Source organism: Nocardia sp. NPDC003963, from assembly GCF_053605105.1.
The window spans coordinates 14,628-31,316 of sequence record NZ_JBSGIP010000041.1 but is presented as its reverse complement, the minus strand read 5'-3'; the positions used below and the strand labels follow the sequence as shown (position 1 = coordinate 31,316).

General features: G+C 67.5%; 17 protein-coding genes. 9 read left to right on the top strand and 8 right to left on the bottom strand.

What is annotated here, in order from left to right:
* Positions 1–199 precede the first annotated feature (199 nt).
* Positions 200–658, top strand: a complete 459-nt coding sequence (locus ACWEWT_RS32420) for a hemerythrin domain-containing protein (RefSeq protein WP_452564657.1) — start codon at positions 200–202, stop codon at positions 656–658.
* On the opposite strand, the gene ACWEWT_RS32415 is transcribed toward ACWEWT_RS32420, so the two are convergent.
* Positions 636–893, bottom strand: a complete 258-nt coding sequence (locus ACWEWT_RS32415; protein WP_452564670.1) for a DUF6336 family protein — start codon at positions 891–893, stop codon at positions 636–638. The two genes, ACWEWT_RS32420 and ACWEWT_RS32415, sit on opposite strands and share 23 nt — an antisense overlap.
* A 192-nt stretch (positions 894–1,085) precedes the next feature.
* On the opposite strand from ACWEWT_RS32415, the gene ACWEWT_RS32410 reads away from it, so the two are divergent.
* A complete protein-coding gene (locus tag ACWEWT_RS32410) occupies positions 1,086–1,538 on the top strand; it encodes a hypothetical protein (protein ID WP_452564656.1) in 453 nt (150 codons plus the stop codon).
* Positions 1,539–1,929: 391 nt separating this feature from the next.
* Positions 1,930–2,871, top strand: coding sequence for a LysR family transcriptional regulator (locus tag ACWEWT_RS32405; protein ID WP_452564655.1), 942 nt, complete (start codon positions 1,930–1,932; stop codon positions 2,869–2,871).
* On the opposite strand, the gene ACWEWT_RS32400 is transcribed toward ACWEWT_RS32405, so the two are convergent.
* The 7 genes from ACWEWT_RS32400 to ACWEWT_RS32370 all read right to left on the bottom strand — a co-directional run bounded on the left by ACWEWT_RS32400 (position 2,865) and on the right by ACWEWT_RS32370 (position 10,995).
* Positions 2,865–3,848, bottom strand: coding sequence for an ester cyclase (locus ACWEWT_RS32400; protein WP_452564654.1), 984 nt, complete (start codon positions 3,846–3,848; stop codon positions 2,865–2,867). The genes ACWEWT_RS32405 and ACWEWT_RS32400 overlap by 7 nt on opposite strands.
* Positions 3,849–4,169: 321 nt before the next feature.
* Positions 4,170–5,252 carry an ABC transporter ATP-binding protein gene (locus ACWEWT_RS32395; RefSeq protein ID WP_452564653.1) on the bottom strand — a complete coding sequence of 361 codons (1,083 nt, stop codon included), beginning with the start codon at positions 5,250–5,252 and terminating at the stop codon, positions 4,170–4,172.
* A gap of 1 nt (position 5,253) precedes the next feature.
* Entirely contained in the window at positions 5,254–6,282 is a 1,029-nt protein-coding gene (locus tag ACWEWT_RS32390) for an ester cyclase (protein ID WP_452564652.1), read from the bottom strand.
* A gap of 36 nt (positions 6,283–6,318) precedes the next feature.
* The gene (locus ACWEWT_RS32385) at positions 6,319–7,707 is read right to left on the bottom strand and encodes an ABC transporter substrate-binding protein (protein ID WP_452564651.1); all 1,389 of its coding nucleotides are present in this window, start codon (positions 7,705–7,707) and stop codon (positions 6,319–6,321) included.
* Positions 7,704–8,591, bottom strand: coding sequence for a carbohydrate ABC transporter permease (locus ACWEWT_RS32380; protein ID WP_452564650.1), 888 nt, complete (start codon positions 8,589–8,591; stop codon positions 7,704–7,706). The genes ACWEWT_RS32385 and ACWEWT_RS32380 overlap by 4 nt, the downstream gene beginning before the upstream one ends.
* Complete coding sequence (locus ACWEWT_RS32375; protein ID WP_452564649.1) at positions 8,588–9,511, bottom strand: carbohydrate ABC transporter permease; 924 nt, start codon at positions 9,509–9,511, stop codon at positions 8,588–8,590. Before ACWEWT_RS32375 ends, ACWEWT_RS32380 begins: the two co-directional genes overlap by 4 nt.
* A 479-nt stretch (positions 9,512–9,990) precedes the next feature.
* On the bottom strand, positions 9,991–10,995 hold the full coding sequence (locus tag ACWEWT_RS32370; protein WP_452564648.1) for a LacI family DNA-binding transcriptional regulator: 1,005 nt from the start codon (positions 10,993–10,995) through the stop codon (positions 9,991–9,993).
* Positions 10,996–11,322: 327 nt separating this feature from the next.
* Here ACWEWT_RS32370 and ACWEWT_RS32365 point away from each other — a divergent pair, with 327 nt between their 5' ends.
* The 6 genes from ACWEWT_RS32365 (at position 11,323) to ACWEWT_RS32340 (ending at position 16,671) form a co-directional block, all read left to right on the top strand.
* Complete coding sequence (locus ACWEWT_RS32365; RefSeq protein ID WP_452564647.1) at positions 11,323–12,462, top strand: cupin domain-containing protein; 1,140 nt, start codon at positions 11,323–11,325, stop codon at positions 12,460–12,462.
* 1 nt (position 12,463) lies between these two features.
* Complete coding sequence (locus ACWEWT_RS32360; protein WP_452564646.1) at positions 12,464–13,198, top strand: alpha/beta fold hydrolase; 735 nt, start codon at positions 12,464–12,466, stop codon at positions 13,196–13,198.
* The gene (hisD, locus tag ACWEWT_RS32355) at positions 13,189–14,511 is read left to right on the top strand and encodes a histidinol dehydrogenase (protein ID WP_452564645.1); all 1,323 of its coding nucleotides are present in this window, start codon (positions 13,189–13,191) and stop codon (positions 14,509–14,511) included. The genes ACWEWT_RS32360 and hisD overlap by 10 nt, the downstream gene beginning before the upstream one ends.
* Complete coding sequence (locus ACWEWT_RS32350) at positions 14,475–15,287, top strand: SDR family NAD(P)-dependent oxidoreductase (protein WP_452564644.1); 813 nt, start codon at positions 14,475–14,477, stop codon at positions 15,285–15,287. The genes hisD and ACWEWT_RS32350 overlap by 37 nt, the downstream gene beginning before the upstream one ends.
* Positions 15,284–16,033: an HpcH/HpaI aldolase family protein gene (locus ACWEWT_RS32345; protein ID WP_452564643.1), complete on the top strand. Its 750-nt coding sequence runs from the start codon at positions 15,284–15,286 to the stop codon at positions 16,031–16,033. The genes ACWEWT_RS32350 and ACWEWT_RS32345 overlap by 4 nt, the downstream gene beginning before the upstream one ends.
* A 110-nt stretch (positions 16,034–16,143) precedes the next feature.
* Positions 16,144–16,671: a M15 family metallopeptidase gene (locus ACWEWT_RS32340; protein WP_452564642.1), complete on the top strand. Its 528-nt coding sequence runs from the start codon at positions 16,144–16,146 to the stop codon at positions 16,669–16,671.
* Positions 16,672–16,689 lie beyond the last annotated feature (18 nt).

The following is a 16,689-nucleotide window of genomic DNA, read 5'->3' as shown; positions in this document are numbered from 1 at the left end:
CGGTACGGGGCCGGAGACCGTCGATGGGACGGTTCGGACGAGCGACAGCAGCGTGCCCGGGTTCCGCTCTCTTCGTCGACGGCTGTGATGCGGTGCTGGATTGGGCGCAGCGTCGCGTGTCGATGGCAGGCTGTGCCAGGCATGGAGGCGTGGGACTCGAAGGAGTACGACGAGATGATGTCGTTCCCTTCGCCCTCACGTGACTGAGGGCGAGATCTCCAGGCTGGTCGCCTGGAGCGAAGAGATACGTAAAGTCCACGAGCGCCTACGGAATGCGTTGCGGGCGGCGTTGGACGCGGGCGATCGGGCAGAGACGAGTCGTGACCTCTTGTCGTTCTGCCATGGCTTCTGCGCGGCGTTGATCGGCCACCACGAGGGCGAGGATCGCGAACTGTTCCCCGCGATCGTGGCGGCTCATCCGGAATTGCGTGAGACGTTGCGGTACTTGGCGCAGGACCATTCGATGATCGCGCACCTCATCACCGAGTTGGACGCCGCACTCAGAGCCTCGGCGACGCCGGCGGACTCGGCCCGGCATCTCGCAGGTATCGAAGCGATCATGGAGAACCACTTCCGCTACGAAGAACGGCAACTGCTGTCGGTCCTGGAGACACTCGAACTCGATGCGGACCCGCTCAGGGTGCTGGGATCACCGTAACCAGGCGGCCTTCGCCCTGGCCGACGCTTCCGGTGAGACCCGAAGCCTCATGCGATGCGACGAGTTCACCCAGACCGGAAGCGACCGGAACCGGCGCCAGCAGGAATGCTCCGGCGCGGGCCAGGAACGGCGCGGCGATCGAGACCACCTCATGGGGAGCACGCGTCGTGCCGAAATCGCGCCGGCGCAGGATCTCCCCGATGCTGCAGGCCCGGAAGAACAGCCCGATCGACAGGAGGACCGTGCTGCCCGGCCCGACCTCCGGTACCGAAATCGGATGGGCCCCAGCGGCGAGAAGATCCAGAGCCGCGCAGCCGCCGGGAGCGTCCTACCGGTGTGATTGCGATAATGGGGAGCCCGGCGGCGGTCCGACGAGGCGCGCCTCGATCGGGCGTCACGGATTCCCGCGTCGGCTACTCTCGGCTGCGTGAGCGGCATGATCTACCCGAGTTGGGAATCGATGCTGCGCGCCGCGCAGCTGGCGGAGGTGGCGCGCGAAGACTGGATGCAGGATTGGCCGATCGAGGTAGCCGATCCGGAACGACTCGATGAGTTCGTCGATCTGCTGATCGCGCACAAGACGGACTGGGAGCTGTCCTACTGGTTGGTGGATCTGGTACTCGAATCGGCGAACGACGCTCTCCCGAAACGGACGGAGCCCCTGATCGGTGCCTTGGTCGCGGTGTGCGAGGCCACCGGGGCGCCGACCACAGCGCAGCAGTTCGAGTACTGGGCCCGTCCTGATGCAGCAGACCCTGACGAGACGTTCCGGGTGACCCCACTGGTGCGGGAGGTTCGACGGCGGATCGGCCACGCCACGATCCGACCGGACCGAGCGCGCTCGAATTCGCAGCGGCGATCAGGTCGGTCGGGGAGATGAGATAGGCCGGCCACAGCCACGCCCGCACGCTGGGCGGCAGTTCGGGATCGGTTGCCGGGCGCCGCGGCGGGCGCAGCGCATCCGGCAGGATGCGGATCGCTTCTGCCGGCGGGTTTCCGCTGGTCGCTGATACGGCCGGTCGGCTGTCATCAGGTCGGTGAATTCCGCCACATCGCCGACGGTCCGACTGATCGGGGCCGACGACATCCTGTGACGGGGACAGCGGGACGACGCCGTGGCTGCTCACCACCGTGCGGGAGGGTCGGAACCCGACGGGTCCGAACGGCGGCATATCGATGGCGCGTCCGGGAGCCTGCATGAGGTCGAACCCCGGGTTGATTCCGGCGACGGACAAGCCGGGTAGGAATTGCTGTTCGCATAGGATCACCCTGTGACTCTTCGGCAACTGCGCGCTTTTCTCGTCACCGCCCGGACCGGAACGTTCACCGCCGCGGCCGCATCGATGGGGATCGCGCAGGCATCGGTATCGGAACTCGTCCGGACGCTCGAGGACGAGTACGGGACGACCCTTTTCGTCCGGGGCGGCCGCAAATTGGTGCTGACCGCGGCCGGTGTGGCGCTGCTGCCGCATGCCGAACAAGCGCTGGCCTCGGCCGACAGCGGGGTGCAGGCCCTGAAATCGGTGCGGTCGCTGACCGGCGGTGTCGCGACCTTCGGGGTACTGCGCAATGCCTCGTACTATCTGCTGTCCGATCTGGCCGAGGAGTTCCACCGCCGGTTCCCCGAGGTGCGGATCCGGCTGGTGGGGATGAACTCGGTGGAGGTCGCGGCGGAGGTCGCCGCGGGGCGGCTGGAGGCCGGACTCGTGGTACTGCCCATCGACGCGGAAGGTCTGCGAGTGATACCGCTGGTCCGGGACGAGGTGCTCTACGCCTCCACCGCGCCGGACCGAGTGGCGAATGCGGTCACCATCGAGCAGTTCGCCCAGTCCACCGTCATCCTCTACGACGCGCACTACGGGTGGAAGGAACCCACCCGGCGCCAACTGGCCGAACGTGCTCAGCTCGCCGGGCATCGGATCGAACCGCTCATCGAGGTGGAACAGGTGGAATCGGCACTCGGCCTGGTACGCCGGGGGATCGGGGATACGATCATCTCTCGCGCGGTCGCGTCGAGTTCCGCCTGTCCGCCCGAGGTGCGGGTGGTGAGTTTCGCGCCACCGCTGTACGACACGATCGCACTGGTCCAGCGGGAATCAGGGGTGCTGTCGCCGGCGACGCGGGAGCTGGCGCGGATGGCGCGGCAGATGCTGCTACGCAACCGGATCGCCGCCGTGCCGGAGCGTGACGGCGACCCGGACGGCGATCAGTAGATGTTCTGGCTCACGTACGGTTCGTCGCCGCGGTGAGCGTAGATCTGCGAGCGGGTGGCGATATCGTCGTAGATCCGGGTCTCCTTGACGATCTTGCCGGATTGCACCAGGAACTGGGAGATTCCGATGATCTCGACCGGCGATCCGGTGAGGGGCCCGTAATCCGCGATACCGTCGTATTTTCCGGTGAACTTCCACGTCACGGCGATGCGCAGGCCACCGTAGCGTGGTGAATCGTTCGTTGCGATATCGCGGATATCGAACGAGCCGCCGGGGAAGGGGCGCAGCATCCGCAGCAGTGCGCGGCGGTAGCCCTCGGGGCGGGCGATGGTGCGGTCGTCGATCGTGTTCAGCCACAGATCGCGGATCCAGAACTGTTCGACCCGTTCCAGTTCGCGTCGGTTCCACACCGCGTCGATGAACTCGAGCACCATCTCCACCTCGGGCCGGAAAACGTCCGGCCGTGGGCCGCTGCCGCCTTCGGCGATCGCATCGGCGGGCGCGGGTGCGGCCATGGAGCCGCTGAATCCGCGGAACGCCTGGCGGCGGGCGAGTTCGTCGGGATCCTGGCCGAGCTGGCGGGCCACCGACAGGGCGTCGCGGACGACCCATTCCTCGACCATGCGGCCGCGTCGGTACAGGCAGTTGGCGATATTACGGCTGCGGTATTCGATGTTCTCGCGGTCGGTGCCGAGCACCAGGTGCGAGCTGAGGAAGGCGTCGTCGCCGCGTGCCTCCCAAACGATATCCTCGGCCTGGCCCACGCGATTGGGCGTGGTCGAGATCCGCATCAGCGTGCCCTCGATCACTTCGTTCGCCGTGGTGGAAGTGCCGTAGACGCCGTGCACGATCGAATCCGGCTCGTAGTTGTCGTTGATATGGCCGATCGCGCGCTCGATCCAGATGTGATCGGTGACCTCACGGATGAAGTCGTCGGGGTCGGCGTAGGGCTGATAGGCAATCGGATCGAGTGGCATGAGGCTCACAATACATACGTATTCAAGGATAGGGCAACGGTGTGGCGACCATTTTTCGCCGGGTTCGCGGCCGGATATCGCCCGGCAGGTGAGGTGGACATCGGTGGTCGGCGGGCCGCGGGCGCGTCACAGCAACCTTCGTCGTCCGGCGGATGCGCCGCCGGGCCGAACTCACCGCCGCGCGCTCGCGGCAACCCGTGGTGCGGGAATTGCCGGAGAACAGCAGGCGACACCGATGGCGGCGAAAGTCGCTCGCCGTGACCTCGGACAGCGGGGTGGCGCCGGTCAGTTCACCACTGACCGGCGCCGGGAGAACACGGTTCAGGCGGCCAAGCGGGCACCCGTATCCGGATGGAACAGATGCACTTCCTCGTGGCTGCGCAGGCCGACCCGCACCGTCTGCCCGATCCGCGGCGGTGTCCGGCCGTCGACCCGGACGTTCACCCGGTGCGCGCCCGAAGGGCCGAGTACAGTGCCGTGCACATACGCGTCCGCGCCCAGTTCCTCGACCAGTTCCACGGTGACGGCGAAGCCCTCGTCTTCTTCGCCGATCAACCGCAGCGTTTCCGGCCGGATCCCGCAGACGATCTCGCGCAGATCCGTTACCGCCGACCGCGCCACCGGTACGGTGCAGTCACCGATCGCGACTCCGCCGCCGGAGACGTTCAAGGTGGTGAGGTTCATTCCGGGCGAACCGATGAAACCGGCCACGAACGCGTTGGCGGGGCGGTCGTACAGCTCGCGCGGGGTGGCGACCTGCTGCAGTACACCGTCTTTCAGCACCGCCACCCGATGCCCCATGGTCATGGCTTCCACCTGATCGTGGGTCACGTACACGGTGGTGGTGGCCAGTCGCTGTTGCAGCGAGGCGATATTGGCACGGGTCTCGACCCGCAGTTTCGCATCGAGATTGGACAGCGGCTCGTCCATCAGGAAAACCGCCGGATCGCGCACGATCGCGCGTCCCATCGCCACGCGCTGGCGCTGTCCGCCCGAGAGAGCTTTGGGTTTGCGGTCGAGGAACGGGGTGAGGTCGAGCATCTTCGCCGCGTCGGCGACCTTCTGCCGCACGGTCTCCTTGGGAACACCCTTGAGCTTCAGGGCGAAACCCATATTGTCGCCGACGGTCATATGCGGGTAGAGCGCGTAGGACTGGAACACCATGGCGATATCGCGTTCCTTGGGCGCGACATAGGTGACATCCCGGGCGCCGATGGAAATCGTGCCGTCGTCGATATCCTCGAGGCCGGCCAGCATGCGCAGCGCGGTGGTCTTACCCGATCCCGACGGGCCGACGAGAACCAGGAACTCACCGTCGGCGATATCCAGGTCGAGGCTGTCGACCGCGGCGGTATCGGACCCGGCGTAGCGGCGGGTCGCCTTCTGGTAACTGACTTCTGCCATGTCACTGCCTTTCCTGGGCGGCGGCGGCCGCCACCGCGGTGGGTTCGTCGCCGCGGGCTCGGGCGATCTGGGCCAGGACGGAGAGCTGGTCGTAGACCCGCCACTCCTCGACGATGCGGCCCTCGCGCAGGCGGAACTGCGAGGAGCCGAGGATCTCGACCCGGGAACCGGTGGCCGGGCCGAATACCGGCAGCCCGGCGTAGGTGCCGGTGAGCCACCACACGACACCCACTCGCAGCCCGCCGTGCGATGCCGAATCGTGGGCCACGATGTCGCGGACCTCGATCCGGGCGTCTGGGAACGGCGCGAGTACATCCAGCCACGATTCCTGGTAGTTCCGCGGCCGGGTGACGGTGCGATTGCCGACGGTGTGGCAGGTGATGTCGCGTGCGATGTAATCGTCGATGCGGTGGAACATCGCCTGGCCCAGCACGGTGTCGAACATGTCCAGCACGAAGGCGCATTCGTCGCGGTGGGTATCGGGGCGGGCGCCCGAATCCCCGGCGGCGAGTGGTTCCACCGGGTTCTCGCGAGTGGCCGAACCGGTGAACCCGCGGAAGGCGAGGGTGCGGGCCACCTCGAACGGATCCAGACCCAGATCCTGGACCACCGCGAGTTCGTCGCGGATCACCCACTCCTCTTCCATGATCCCGTTGCGGTACAGGCAGTTCGCGATGGTGCGGTGCGAGAACCGGCGATGGGTGGGCGGGCCGTAGACGGTGTGCTTGGCGTTCGTGCCGCTGCTGAAGATCCGGTGCGAACTGAGGAACGCGTCGTCACCGCGCGCCTCCCACACCACGTCCTCGGCCTGGCCCACCCGGTCCGGGAAGGCGCTGATCTTGGCGAGGGTGGAGGCGACGACCGGCTCCACGCCGATCCCGGTGCCGTACGCGCCGTGCACGATCGCGTCCGGTGCGTAGTTCTCCCTGATCAGCCCGACCCCGCGCTGTACCCAGATGCGGTCGGTCCATTCGACGATGAACTCCTCCGGGTCGGAGTAGGGCAGAAAAGCGCTGTCTTGCAGAGTCATACATTCGGCTTTCATGTGGAAGCGACGGGTGATCGCTCAGTCGAGTTCGTCGATCCGGCGTGCCGCGTCGGTGAGCTGCGCGCGGATATCGGCGCCGTTGGCCATATTGCTGACGGCCACGGCGAGGACGTCCATGATCCGCGGCCAGTCGAGATTCATCGGGATCGCGCGGGCGGACTGGAGTGCCTCGTACTGCAGTCCGGGCAGATCGTTGTTGGCCGCGTTGACCTCGGGATCCAGCATGTTCGAATCGTGCATGGTGATCCCGGTGCTGGTGGCCGGCGACGATTTGTCCAGCGTGATGGCGCGTTCGGTGGACGCGTTCGTCATCCACTTCACGTATTCCCAGGCCGCGCCCTGATTGTCCGAGGTGTTCAGTACGCCCGCCAGCCAGGTGTAGGCGTAACTCTGCGCCTCGTGCCCCGGGAACGCCGGCATCGGTGCCACGCCCACGTTTCCGCTCAGCTCGGGGGCCGCCTTCGTCGGGTTGACGAAATCCTCCAGATGCCAGGACCAGGTGAAGACGGTGGCGGCGTCACCGTTCTGGAAGGCCTTCGTGGATTCGAGTTCGCCCCAGTTCGACGATTCCGGCGGGCTGTATCCGGCGCGGAAGGATTCCAGGTATTTCTCGGTCGCCGCCACCCCCGCGGGTGTGTCGAATGCCGGTTTGCCGTTCTCGTCGAGCAGTTCGGCGCCGTTGCTCCACAGCATGGCCAGCCAGGTGTTGAGGTTCTGGCCGTTGCGGCGGTTGAACTGACCGGCCACCGGATATTCGCGGGTGGCGTTCTTGATGGTTTCGAGCTGGCGGTAGTACTCGTCCCAGGTCTTCGGCGGATTCAGGCCCAGTTTCGCGTAGATGTCCTTGCGGTAGAAGAGGTTGTAGGAGAAACCGCGGATGGGCATACCGAGGGTGGAACCCGGTTCGCCGGCGGCCGCGGCCTCCTCGAACGGACCGGAGAAGTCGTCCATGGTCACCCCGTGCGCGGCCATGGCCTCGTTCAGCGGCTGGACCCCGATCTTCAGCGACGGACCCCAGGCGTCCGGCCAGACCAGCGCGTCGTAGGTGCCGCCGCCGATGGCGCTCTCGGCCACGATCTTCTGGAGGAAGGCCGCGTACGGGATATTCGACCACTCGACATCGATTCCGGTGCGCTCGGTGAACTCCGCGGTCCGCTGGTGCAGGGCGGCGAACTGCGGCACGGTCGCGCAGCAGGTGAGGAAGCGGATGGTGGTGCCGTCGTAGGGTTTGCCGTCGAGCAGACCGTCCGGGCCCACCGGCGCCTCGGCGACCTGGTTCATCAGGCTCTTGGTCTCCGGGGCGCTGGTGCAGCCACCCGCCACCACGGCCACCACGGTCGCGAAGACCAGGGCGAGGACGGCGCGCGCCCGCACCGTGCCTCCTGATCGTCGGGCCAGGGTTCTCATTTGACTGCTCCCAGGGTCATGCCCTGCGCGAAGTGCTTGCGCACCAGCGTCGCCAGGACGATCATCGGCACCATCACCAGCAGGCCGGCCGCCGCCATCTGGCCCCACAGCACACCGTCGGGCTGGTCCAGTGTCATCAGCGAGACCGGCAGGGTGACCGCGTTGCTCCGGGCCAGGAAGGTCGGGAAGAGGAATTCGTTCCAGGCCAGCAGGAACGAGAAGACCACGCCGACGAAGATCCCGGGCGCGGCCAGCGGGGTGACCACTCGCCACAGCAGGGTCAACTGACCGCAGCCGTCCAACCGACCGGCCTCTTCGACCTCGATGGGCAAGCCGTCGACGAACCCCTTGAGCAACCAGGTGTTGTAGGGGACCACGATCGCCAGGTTGGTGATGATCAGCGCGAGGTGCGTATCGAGCAGCCCCAGATCGCGGTACATGGTGAGGAACGGCAGCGCGATGGCGACCCCGGGGATGAACTGGGTGGCGACGATACCGAGCAGGATCGGCTTGGCGCCGGGGAATTTGTACCGGGAGAAACCGTAGGCGGCGAGCATCGACAGCGGTACCGCGATCACCGTGGTCACCACGGCCACGATGACGCTGTTCCACATCGGATGGACCAGGTCGTTCTGGCCGCCGATGATTGCCCGGAAGTTGTCCAGTGAGGGCCGGAACAGCACCGAGGTGGAGAACACCTCGCGATCGGGTTTGAACGCGGTGAGGGTGAGCCACAGAATCGGGAACATCACGAAGAACAAGATCGCGAGTGTGCCGAGCAGCCGCAGCAGGCTCCCCACGCGGCCGAGCAACGAGGGCCCCCGGCGGACCGTGCGCGGGGCAGGTGGCGCCGCGGCGGTGACGGATTCGAGTGTGTCGGTCATTTCTGCTCCTGCCGACCCATGAGGATCAGGTATCCGGTGGCGAGCACGCCCAGGACCACGACGAGGATCCACGAGACGGCGGAGGCGTAGCCGATATCGAGGAAGGTGAAGCCCTGTTCGTAGGCGAAGAAGTTCAGGGTTTCGGTGGCCCGGCCCGGCCCGCCGCCGGTGGTGGTGACGACCTGGTCGAACATTTTCACCGACCAGACAGCCTTGAGGAACACCACGATCAGGATCAGCGGCCGCAGCAGCGGGAATTTGATCCGCCAGAACTCCTGCCAGGCGTTCGCACCGTCGACGCGGGCGGCATCGCGGATCTCCGGTGAGATGGAGCCGAGACCGCCGAGGAACATCAGGGCGATGAGCGGGGCCCAGCCCCAGATCTCGCTCAGCGTGACCACGACCAGCGCCCAGAACGGTTCGCCGAGCCAGTTGATGTCCTGGGTGAACGGCAGCAGTTTGTCGAGCATATCGTCGTAGACGCCGTAGTCCGGGTTGAACATGAACCGCCAGGAGTAGCCCTTGAGCGCGGGGGCGATGGCGAACGGCAGGATGAGCAGGGCTTTGGTGAGGCCGTTCAACCAGGTCGCCTTGTTCAGGATCAATGCCATGACCAGGCCCAGACCGACCGACAGCGCCACCGACATGATCGTGAAGAGCAGGGTGACCCATACGGCGTTGTGGAAGGTGTCGTCGGTCAGCGCCTTGGCGTACTGGTCGAATCCGACGAACTGCTGGGGTTCGCGGGTCTCGTTCACCCGCCAGTGCCGGAAGCTGTTCACCAGGGCCACCCCCAGGGGGTAGATCGTGGTGAGGACGATGGCGACGAGGGCGGGCGCGAGGTGGGCGTAGGGCACACCGATCCGGCGCCAGGCGGAATGGCCGCGGCGGGCGGGACCCGCGCTGGTGGCGGCCGTCATCGCCGCGTCCGCGGCAGCGGCGGACAGGAGGTCGGGGCGCCGGGGTCGGCGAGTGGCTCGGCCCGGTGGGGGCGGCTCGGCTTCACTCTGAACTCCTTCGGATAGTGATCCCACAGGACCGGGGAGAGGGAGGGTGAGGCGGCGAGGTGTAACGCGGCTCTCAATGTCCGGTGAGTGTATGCGTATGTATTCGAGAATGACAAGAGGTCGCTTCGGATCGGTTCGAGCCGAAGTGGCCGGTGGTGTTTCCGGTTGTTACACCCGTATGAAGTGCGATGACCGGACTTCGATACCTGAATCCGGGGATCGGTCGGCTCGGTAGTGCATGGTCAGGATACGTATGCAGTTTTGCGGTCGTTGCCGCGCACGACGCGCCGGGGCGGGCAGGCGCGGTGGATCCGCGCCTGCCCGCCCGTCGTCAGGGGTCTTGTCGGCCGGACTGCGGGTGGCACCGCTGCGGCCGCCCGTATCGGAGTCCGCTAGGCGCGCGCTGTGGCGACGGTGGCCCGCTCGATCAGCTGCGGAGTCATGACGATGCGCCGCGGGCTGTCGTCGCTGTTCTTTTTTTCCAGACGCTCCACGAGCAGGCGGGCGGCCGCCGCGGCCATGGCGTCGAGGTCGTGACCGACGGTGGTCAGGCGGAAGGCCTCCCACTCGGCCATCGGGATATTGTCGAAGCCGATGACGCCGACGTCCTCGGGAATGCTAACGCCCCTGGCCAGGGCCGCGTTGAGCGCCCCGATCGCCACCACGTCGTTACCGCAGAACACCGCCGTCGGGCGCGGATCGGCGTCGAGGAGTTCGAGCATCGCCCGGTAACCGGTCTCGAACTCGAAGGGGCCGCGGCGGGTGAAACCGCTCGGTAGCGCGATCCCGGCCTCGGCGAGTGCGGCGCGGAAGCCGAGTTCGCGGTCGCGGCCGGTGCTGGTGGTGTCGGGTCCGAAGATCCCGGCGATCCGTCGGTGGCCGAGTTCGGTGAGGTGGGTGGCTGCCAGGCGTCCGCCGAGTTCGTTGTCCACCACCGCGGCATCGGCGGTATGCGGAGTGCTCTCGCGGTTGAGGAAGACGAAGGGCATGCGGCGGCGCAGCAGCTCACCCGGGAGCAGGGAGTCGGTATTGCTGGTCAGCAGTACCGCACCGTCGATGGAACCGTCCACCAGCTGTTCCAGTGGAACCTGGTTGTCCGATCGCTCGGTGAAGACCATCATCCGGTAGGCGTGCTGTTCGAGTTCGTCGTGCAGCGGGCCGATCAGGTGGGGGTAGAACGGATTGGTCAGATCGCTGACCACGATGCCGATCCGTTTCGTTCGGCGCGTCACCAGGCTGCGGCCGGCTTCGCTGGGTACATAGCCGAGTGCCGCCACGGCTTCCTGCACGCGGGCCCGTGTCTCCGCGGCGACTCGGGGATCACCGCGCAGCGCGCGCGAGACGGTCGGCTGCGATACGCCTGCCAGTCGTGCGACATCGCGACTCGTGATCGGCATGGATCTCCCTGGTCGGTGCGCGGTCGCCACGGCGGCGACCGGTCCGGAACCCTTCCGGTGGTGTGAATACGAATCGTAGTCGATGCGGTCGGGTTCGCCGGTCCCTGATTCCGGCTGCTCGCCGCGTGCCCTTCCTGGTGCCGAATACCCCGGATGATCGGCGCAATCGGGGTGGGTCGCGGTAGGTCGACGGTATCCGCCGTTGACACGATGCTGCCGGTCCGGCACGATGCATACGTATAAATCATCGTCGTATTGCACGATTGCCGTTCGCGTGGTTGCGCCGCCCGATATGCCGAGCGCCCACTGTCCAGAAGAAGAGGTCAGATGTCTGCCGAAGTCACTGTCACCGCCGAGGACCTTGCCCGGTACACCATCCGGCGCACCGACTTCGTGTCCTGTAACCAGGCATTCATCGATTGCCGGACGCCGGGCTCGGACCGCAAGGAGAACTACTCGATGATCGGGCGCGGCGTCAGCCAGAGCGCCGGTCAGGTGGTCAATGTGCGCGAACCGCACGGATTCCAGATCGGCGCCGCCGCGATGCCGAACGGGGTCACCAACAATCTGCACCTGCACTTCACCGCCGAGGTCTTCCTGTGTTTCCGGGGCGAGTATCTGCTGCGCTGGGGAGCACAGGGTGAGCAGGGCGAACTGGTGCTGCGTGAGGGGGAGATCGCCTCGATCCCGACCTGGATCTTCCGCGGCTTCACCAATATCGGTCCGGACGACGGGATCCTGTTCACCGCGCTCGGTATGGACGACACCGGCGGCATCATCTGGGGACCGTCGGTACTGGCGGACGCGAAGGGGCACGGCCTCTACCTCACCGCTGACAACGAACTCGTCGATACCGTCGCCGGCGACGAGATCCCGGAGGGTACCGAACTGGTCGAACCGATCACCGACGAACAGATCGCCGCGCTGCGCCCGTTCACCGTCGAGCAGATGCAGGCCCGGATCGCGACACCGGAGAATATCCAGTGGTCGCGGCGCGCCCTGCTCGACTCCGCGCTCCCCGGCGGCGGGGTGGAACTCGGTCTGGTGATCGGTTACGGCATGACCGAGGATGTCGCTCAGGAGCCCCGGATCCACAATCCACACGGGCACAACATCGCGTGGTTGCGCGCCGAACCGGGTGCCGGTGTCTCCGCGCATCGGCATTTCGGACGCCAGGTACTGATGGTCAAGGACGGCGAATGGGAGGTCACGGTCAATCGCGGGGCCGAGGCCCGGACGGTACGGCTGGGCCCCTGGGACATGCTGTCGGTACCGGCCGATTCCTACCGGGCCATCCGGAACGTGGGCGCCGCCACCGCGCTGCTGCTCGTGATCAACAGCGGTGACGGCCGGGTCCGGCTGACCTGGGACGACGAGGTGGTCAAGGCCGCGGCCGACGCCGGTGACGCCCTCGACCACAACGGCTACCTCGCGCCGTACGCGCTGGTGCCGCGCCGGAGGCGCTGAGATGTCCGGCGATATTCCCGTCGTCTTCGTCCCGGGGATGCTGTGCGACGCGCACCTGTGGGCGGAGGTGGAGCCGGGCCCCGGGTTCCGCGCGGTGCACAGTGCGCTCGACGCGCCGTCCCTCTCCGGTATGGCCGACCAGGTGTTGCGCACTGTGGACGGTCCGTTCGTCCTGGCCGGGCTCAGCCTGGGCGCGATCGCCGGATTCGAGGTCCTGCGCCGGGCCCCGGACCGGGTACTCGGATTCTGCGCGATATCGACGAATCCGCACGCCCCGACCGCCACCCAGTACCGGTCCTGGCACGATATGTCGTTCCGGACCACGCGGGGGGAGTTCGACACCGTGGTGCGCGAGGTCATCGCCCCCACCATGTTCGCCGACCGGCCCCACACACCCGAGCTGGTCGAACGCTTCGTCGAGATGGCCCGGCGCGTCGGACCGTCCCGCTTCCACAGCCAGCTCCGGGCCCAGGCGGATCGGTTCGATTCGATGCCGTCCCTGGGCGCAGTGCGCTGCCCGGCGCTCGTCGTATCCGCGGACGACGACGCGCTGTGCCCCCGCGAATACCACCGGGCCATCGCCGGCGCGATACAGGGTTCCCGCTTGGAAACGATCGCCGGCACCGGTCATCTGTGCACTTGGGAAGTGCCGCAACGAATTTCCGAACTCCTGAGCGATTGGCTGCCCGCCGTCGCTCAGTACCGAACCATCGCACAGGAGTCGATATGCCCGTAGTTCTGAAGAAGCCGGTCCCGGCCGAGGTGGTCCGGCAGGACCGCTCCGAGGTCGGCGAACGTGTCACCGCGATCCTCGAGGACATCCGGACCGGCGGCGACGGGGCAGTGCGCAAGTACTCCGAACAGTTCGACAAGTGGAGCCCCGAATCGTTCCGGCTCTCACCGACGCGGATCGAGGAGATCATCGCGTCGCTGCCGGCGCAGGTCGTCGAGGATATCGAGTTCGTCCAGCGGCAGGTGCGCACCTTCGCGCAGCACCAGCGTGATTCGCTCACCGATTTCGAGGTGGAGACGCTGCCGGGAGTGCATCTCGGGCAGAAGCATATTCCGATCGGCCGGGTCGGCGCCTATGTGCCGGGCGGCCGCTACCCGCTCACCGCTTCGGCGCATATGACCATCGTGACCGCGAAAGTAGCGGGGGTGCCGAGCGTGGCCGCGTGTACTCCACCCATCCGGGGCGAGATCCCGGCGGCGACCGTCGCCGCCATGCATCTCGCCGGTGCCGACGAGATCTATCTGCTGGGTGGGGTGCAGGCGATCGGCGCACTCGCGCGGGGTACCGAGACCATCGACCGGGTCGATCTGCTCGCCGGGCCCGGTAATGCCTATGTGGCCGAAGCGAAGCGGCAGCTCTTCGGTGAGGTCGGTATCGATCTGTTCGCCGGTCCGACCGAGATCCTGATCATCGCCGACGCGGACGCCGATCCATTCGTCGTCGCGGTCGATCTGCTCTCCCAGGCCGAACACGGCCCGGATTCGCCCGCGGTGCTGATCACCACCTCGGCGGCGCTGGGTCGGCAGGTCCTCGACCATATCGAGACGCTGCTGCCGGATATGCCGACCGCCGATTTCGCGGCCCCGGCCTGGCGCGATCACGGCGAGATCGTCGTGGTGGACTCGCTGGACGAGGCCTACGCGCTCGCCGATACCTACGCCAGCGAGCATGTCGAGGTGCTGACCCGCGAACCGCGTGCGGCGCTGGAGAAGATGACGAATTACGGCGGCCTCTTCCTGGGCGAGGGGACCTGTGTCTCGTACGGCGACAAGGTGATCGGAACCAACCATGTGCTCCCGACCCGTGGCTCGGCCCGCTACACCGGCGGTCTGTGGGTCGGGAAGTACCTGAAGACGGTCACCTACTCCGAGGTCGTGGACCGGGCGTCGAGCGCGCGCCTGGGCGAGGTCTGCGGACGGGCCGCGCGGGTCGAACTGTTCGAGGGCCATGCCCGGTCCGGTGATGTGCGGGCCGCCAAGTACGCGGGCGCGGACCTGCCGTGGGCACAGCACGCCTCCGCCGGGGCTACCTCGTGAGCGAGGTGGCCGGGGCCGGCCCGATCACCGGGCGTACCGCGCTGGTGACCGGCGGTGGTAGCGGTCTCGGCGCGGCCATCGCGCTGGCCTTGGCCGGTGCCGGGGCCCGGGTGATCGTCGTCGGGCGCGATCGGGACAAACTCGACCGCGTCGTGGCCCGGCGTCCGGAGTCGATGCGGGCCGCGGTCTGTGATGTCGCCGCGCCGGAGTCGGTCGCGGCGCTGGCCGGCGAGCTCGCGGACGAAGAGGTGTCGATCCTGGTCAACAATGCCGGCGTACCGGGCCCGGTCGCTCCGCTCACCGAGATCGAGCCGGGCCAGTGGGACGATGTCTTCGCGGTCAATGTCCGGGGTGTGTACCTGCTCTGCCGCGCTTTTCTCCCGGCGATGGTCGAGGCGGGGCGGGGCGATATCGTCAACCTCGCGTCGGTATCCGGGAAGCGGCCGCTGGCCCGCCGGACCCCCTACTGCGCGTCGAAGATGGCTGTGATCGGGCTGACCACCACGTTGGCGGCCGAAGTCGGGCCGCTGGGTGTCACTGTGAACTCGCTGTCACCCGGTCCGGTGGACAGTGCGCGGATGCACCGCAATTTCCGGCTCGAGGCGGAACGGACGGGGACCACCTACGAGGAGGCCGAGCAGGCATTCGTCTCGCGCGCCGCCCTCGGGCGCATGGTCACCGAGGACGAGGTGGCCCGGGCGGTGCTCGCGATGCTGGCGATGCCCGGTCTCTGCGCGGCCGATATCGATCTGTCCGCCGGAATGGTGGCCCGGTGACGACGCCGATGAAACAGCGCCTGCGCGCCGGGGACCGGTTGCTCGGCGCGCTGGTCCGCATGCCGGCCGAGGAACTGGTCGAGATGGCCGGGGTCGCCGGATTCGATTATGTCCTGATCGATTGCGAGCACGGTCCCGCCGACCTGATCCCGTTGCGACAGCACATCGCCGCCGCCCAGGTGCACGGAATGGGGGTGCTCGTCCGGGTCGGGCAGCACGAACCGGCACTGATCCAGCGGGTACTCGACCACGGCGCCACCGGGATCGTGGTACCGCATATCGACGATGCGGGCCGCGCCGCGGCGGTCGTGCACGCGGCCCGGTACCCACCCGTCGGTGATCGGGGTTTCGCGACCTATGGACGAGCGGGCCGGTACGGGACCGTCGCGCCCGCGGATCACCTCGCCGCCGACGAACGGGAGACGATCGTGATCGCCATGGTCGAATCCACGACAGGCTGCCGGAACACCGCGGAGATCGCGGCCACCCCCGGGATCGACGGGATGATGGTGGGCCCGGCCGATCTGGCGGTGTCCATGGGGGTCGTCGGCCCGGCCGATCCCGCCGTGGCGGCCGAGGTCGCGAAGGTGCACGCCGCGGTGGCCGAGCAGGGTCGGGTCCGGCTCGATATCGTCTCGAGTGAACAGCGGGCCGCTGCCGCGTTCGGCGCGGGCGCCGGTCTGGTGGTGATCAATCTCAGCCATGTCCTGATGGAGACCTTCGCGAGATTGCGTTCGGTGCGCTGACCGCTCCGCCCGGCCGGCAGATGACAGGATCATGGCTTCCGGATCACATTTGTGCAGCTCAGGTTAGGTTCAGTCGGGGAGGGCGGGCCCGCGCCGATAAGATCGTCGCCATGATCGACCCCGCGCGCGTCCTGCCCCGTCGTACCGGTGTCACGGCCGCGATCCTGGCCGCCGCGGCCACCGTGCTGGTGCTGGGCGCCGGTCCCGCCGGCGCCGCGCCGGGGTTCCCGGTACCGCCGCTCACCGAGGTCGCGGCGGCGGGAACCGAAGGGCTGGACCCGATGCTGGCCCTGGCCTACACGATGGCCGAGCAGGAGGCTCGTGCGCAGGGGGTGCCGATATCCATCAACTCCGGCTATCGGACACCCGAGGAGCAGCGCGCCATGTGGGAGGACGGGCTGCGCACCTACGGAACCCCGGAGGAAACCCGGCGCTGGGTACTGCCGCCGGAGGAATCCACCCATGTCACCGGCCGGGCGGTGGATATCGCGCCCCGCGAGGGTGCCGCCTGGATGGAGGCCAACGGGAATCGCTGGGGGCTGTGCCGGACCTTCGACAACGAATGGTGGCATTTCGAGCTGGTCACCCTCCCCGGGACCGGATGCCCGGCCCGGGTGCCCGACGCCGCGCACCGCTGACGCGATCGCCGGACCCTC

Coding starts and splice junctions, on each gene's coding strand:
- ACWEWT_RS32400 (WP_452564654.1), bottom strand. CDS start 3,848: ATGCCACTCGATCCGATTGCCTATCAGCCCTACGCCGACCCCGACGAC.
- ACWEWT_RS32395 (WP_452564653.1), bottom strand. CDS start 5,252: ATGGCAGAAGTCAGTTACCAGAAGGCGACCCGCCGCTACGCCGGGTCC.
- ACWEWT_RS32390 (WP_452564652.1), bottom strand. CDS start 6,282: ATGACTCTGCAAGACAGCGCTTTTCTGCCCTACTCCGACCCGGAGGAG.
- ACWEWT_RS32385 (WP_452564651.1), bottom strand. CDS start 7,707: ATGAGAACCCTGGCCCGACGATCAGGAGGCACGGTGCGGGCGCGCGCC.
- ACWEWT_RS32380 (WP_452564650.1), bottom strand. CDS start 8,591: ATGACCGACACACTCGAATCCGTCACCGCCGCGGCGCCACCTGCCCCG.
- ACWEWT_RS32375 (WP_452564649.1), bottom strand. CDS start 9,511: ATGACGGCCGCCACCAGCGCGGGTCCCGCCCGCCGCGGCCATTCCGCC.
- ACWEWT_RS32370 (WP_452564648.1), bottom strand. CDS start 10,995: ATGCCGATCACGAGTCGCGATGTCGCACGACTGGCAGGCGTATCGCAG.
- ACWEWT_RS32365 (WP_452564647.1), top strand. CDS start 11,323: ATGTCTGCCGAAGTCACTGTCACCGCCGAGGACCTTGCCCGGTACACC.
- ACWEWT_RS32360 (WP_452564646.1), top strand. CDS start 12,464: ATGTCCGGCGATATTCCCGTCGTCTTCGTCCCGGGGATGCTGTGCGAC.
- hisD (WP_452564645.1), top strand. CDS start 13,189: ATGCCCGTAGTTCTGAAGAAGCCGGTCCCGGCCGAGGTGGTCCGGCAG.
- ACWEWT_RS32340 (WP_452564642.1), top strand. CDS start 16,144: ATGATCGACCCCGCGCGCGTCCTGCCCCGTCGTACCGGTGTCACGGCC.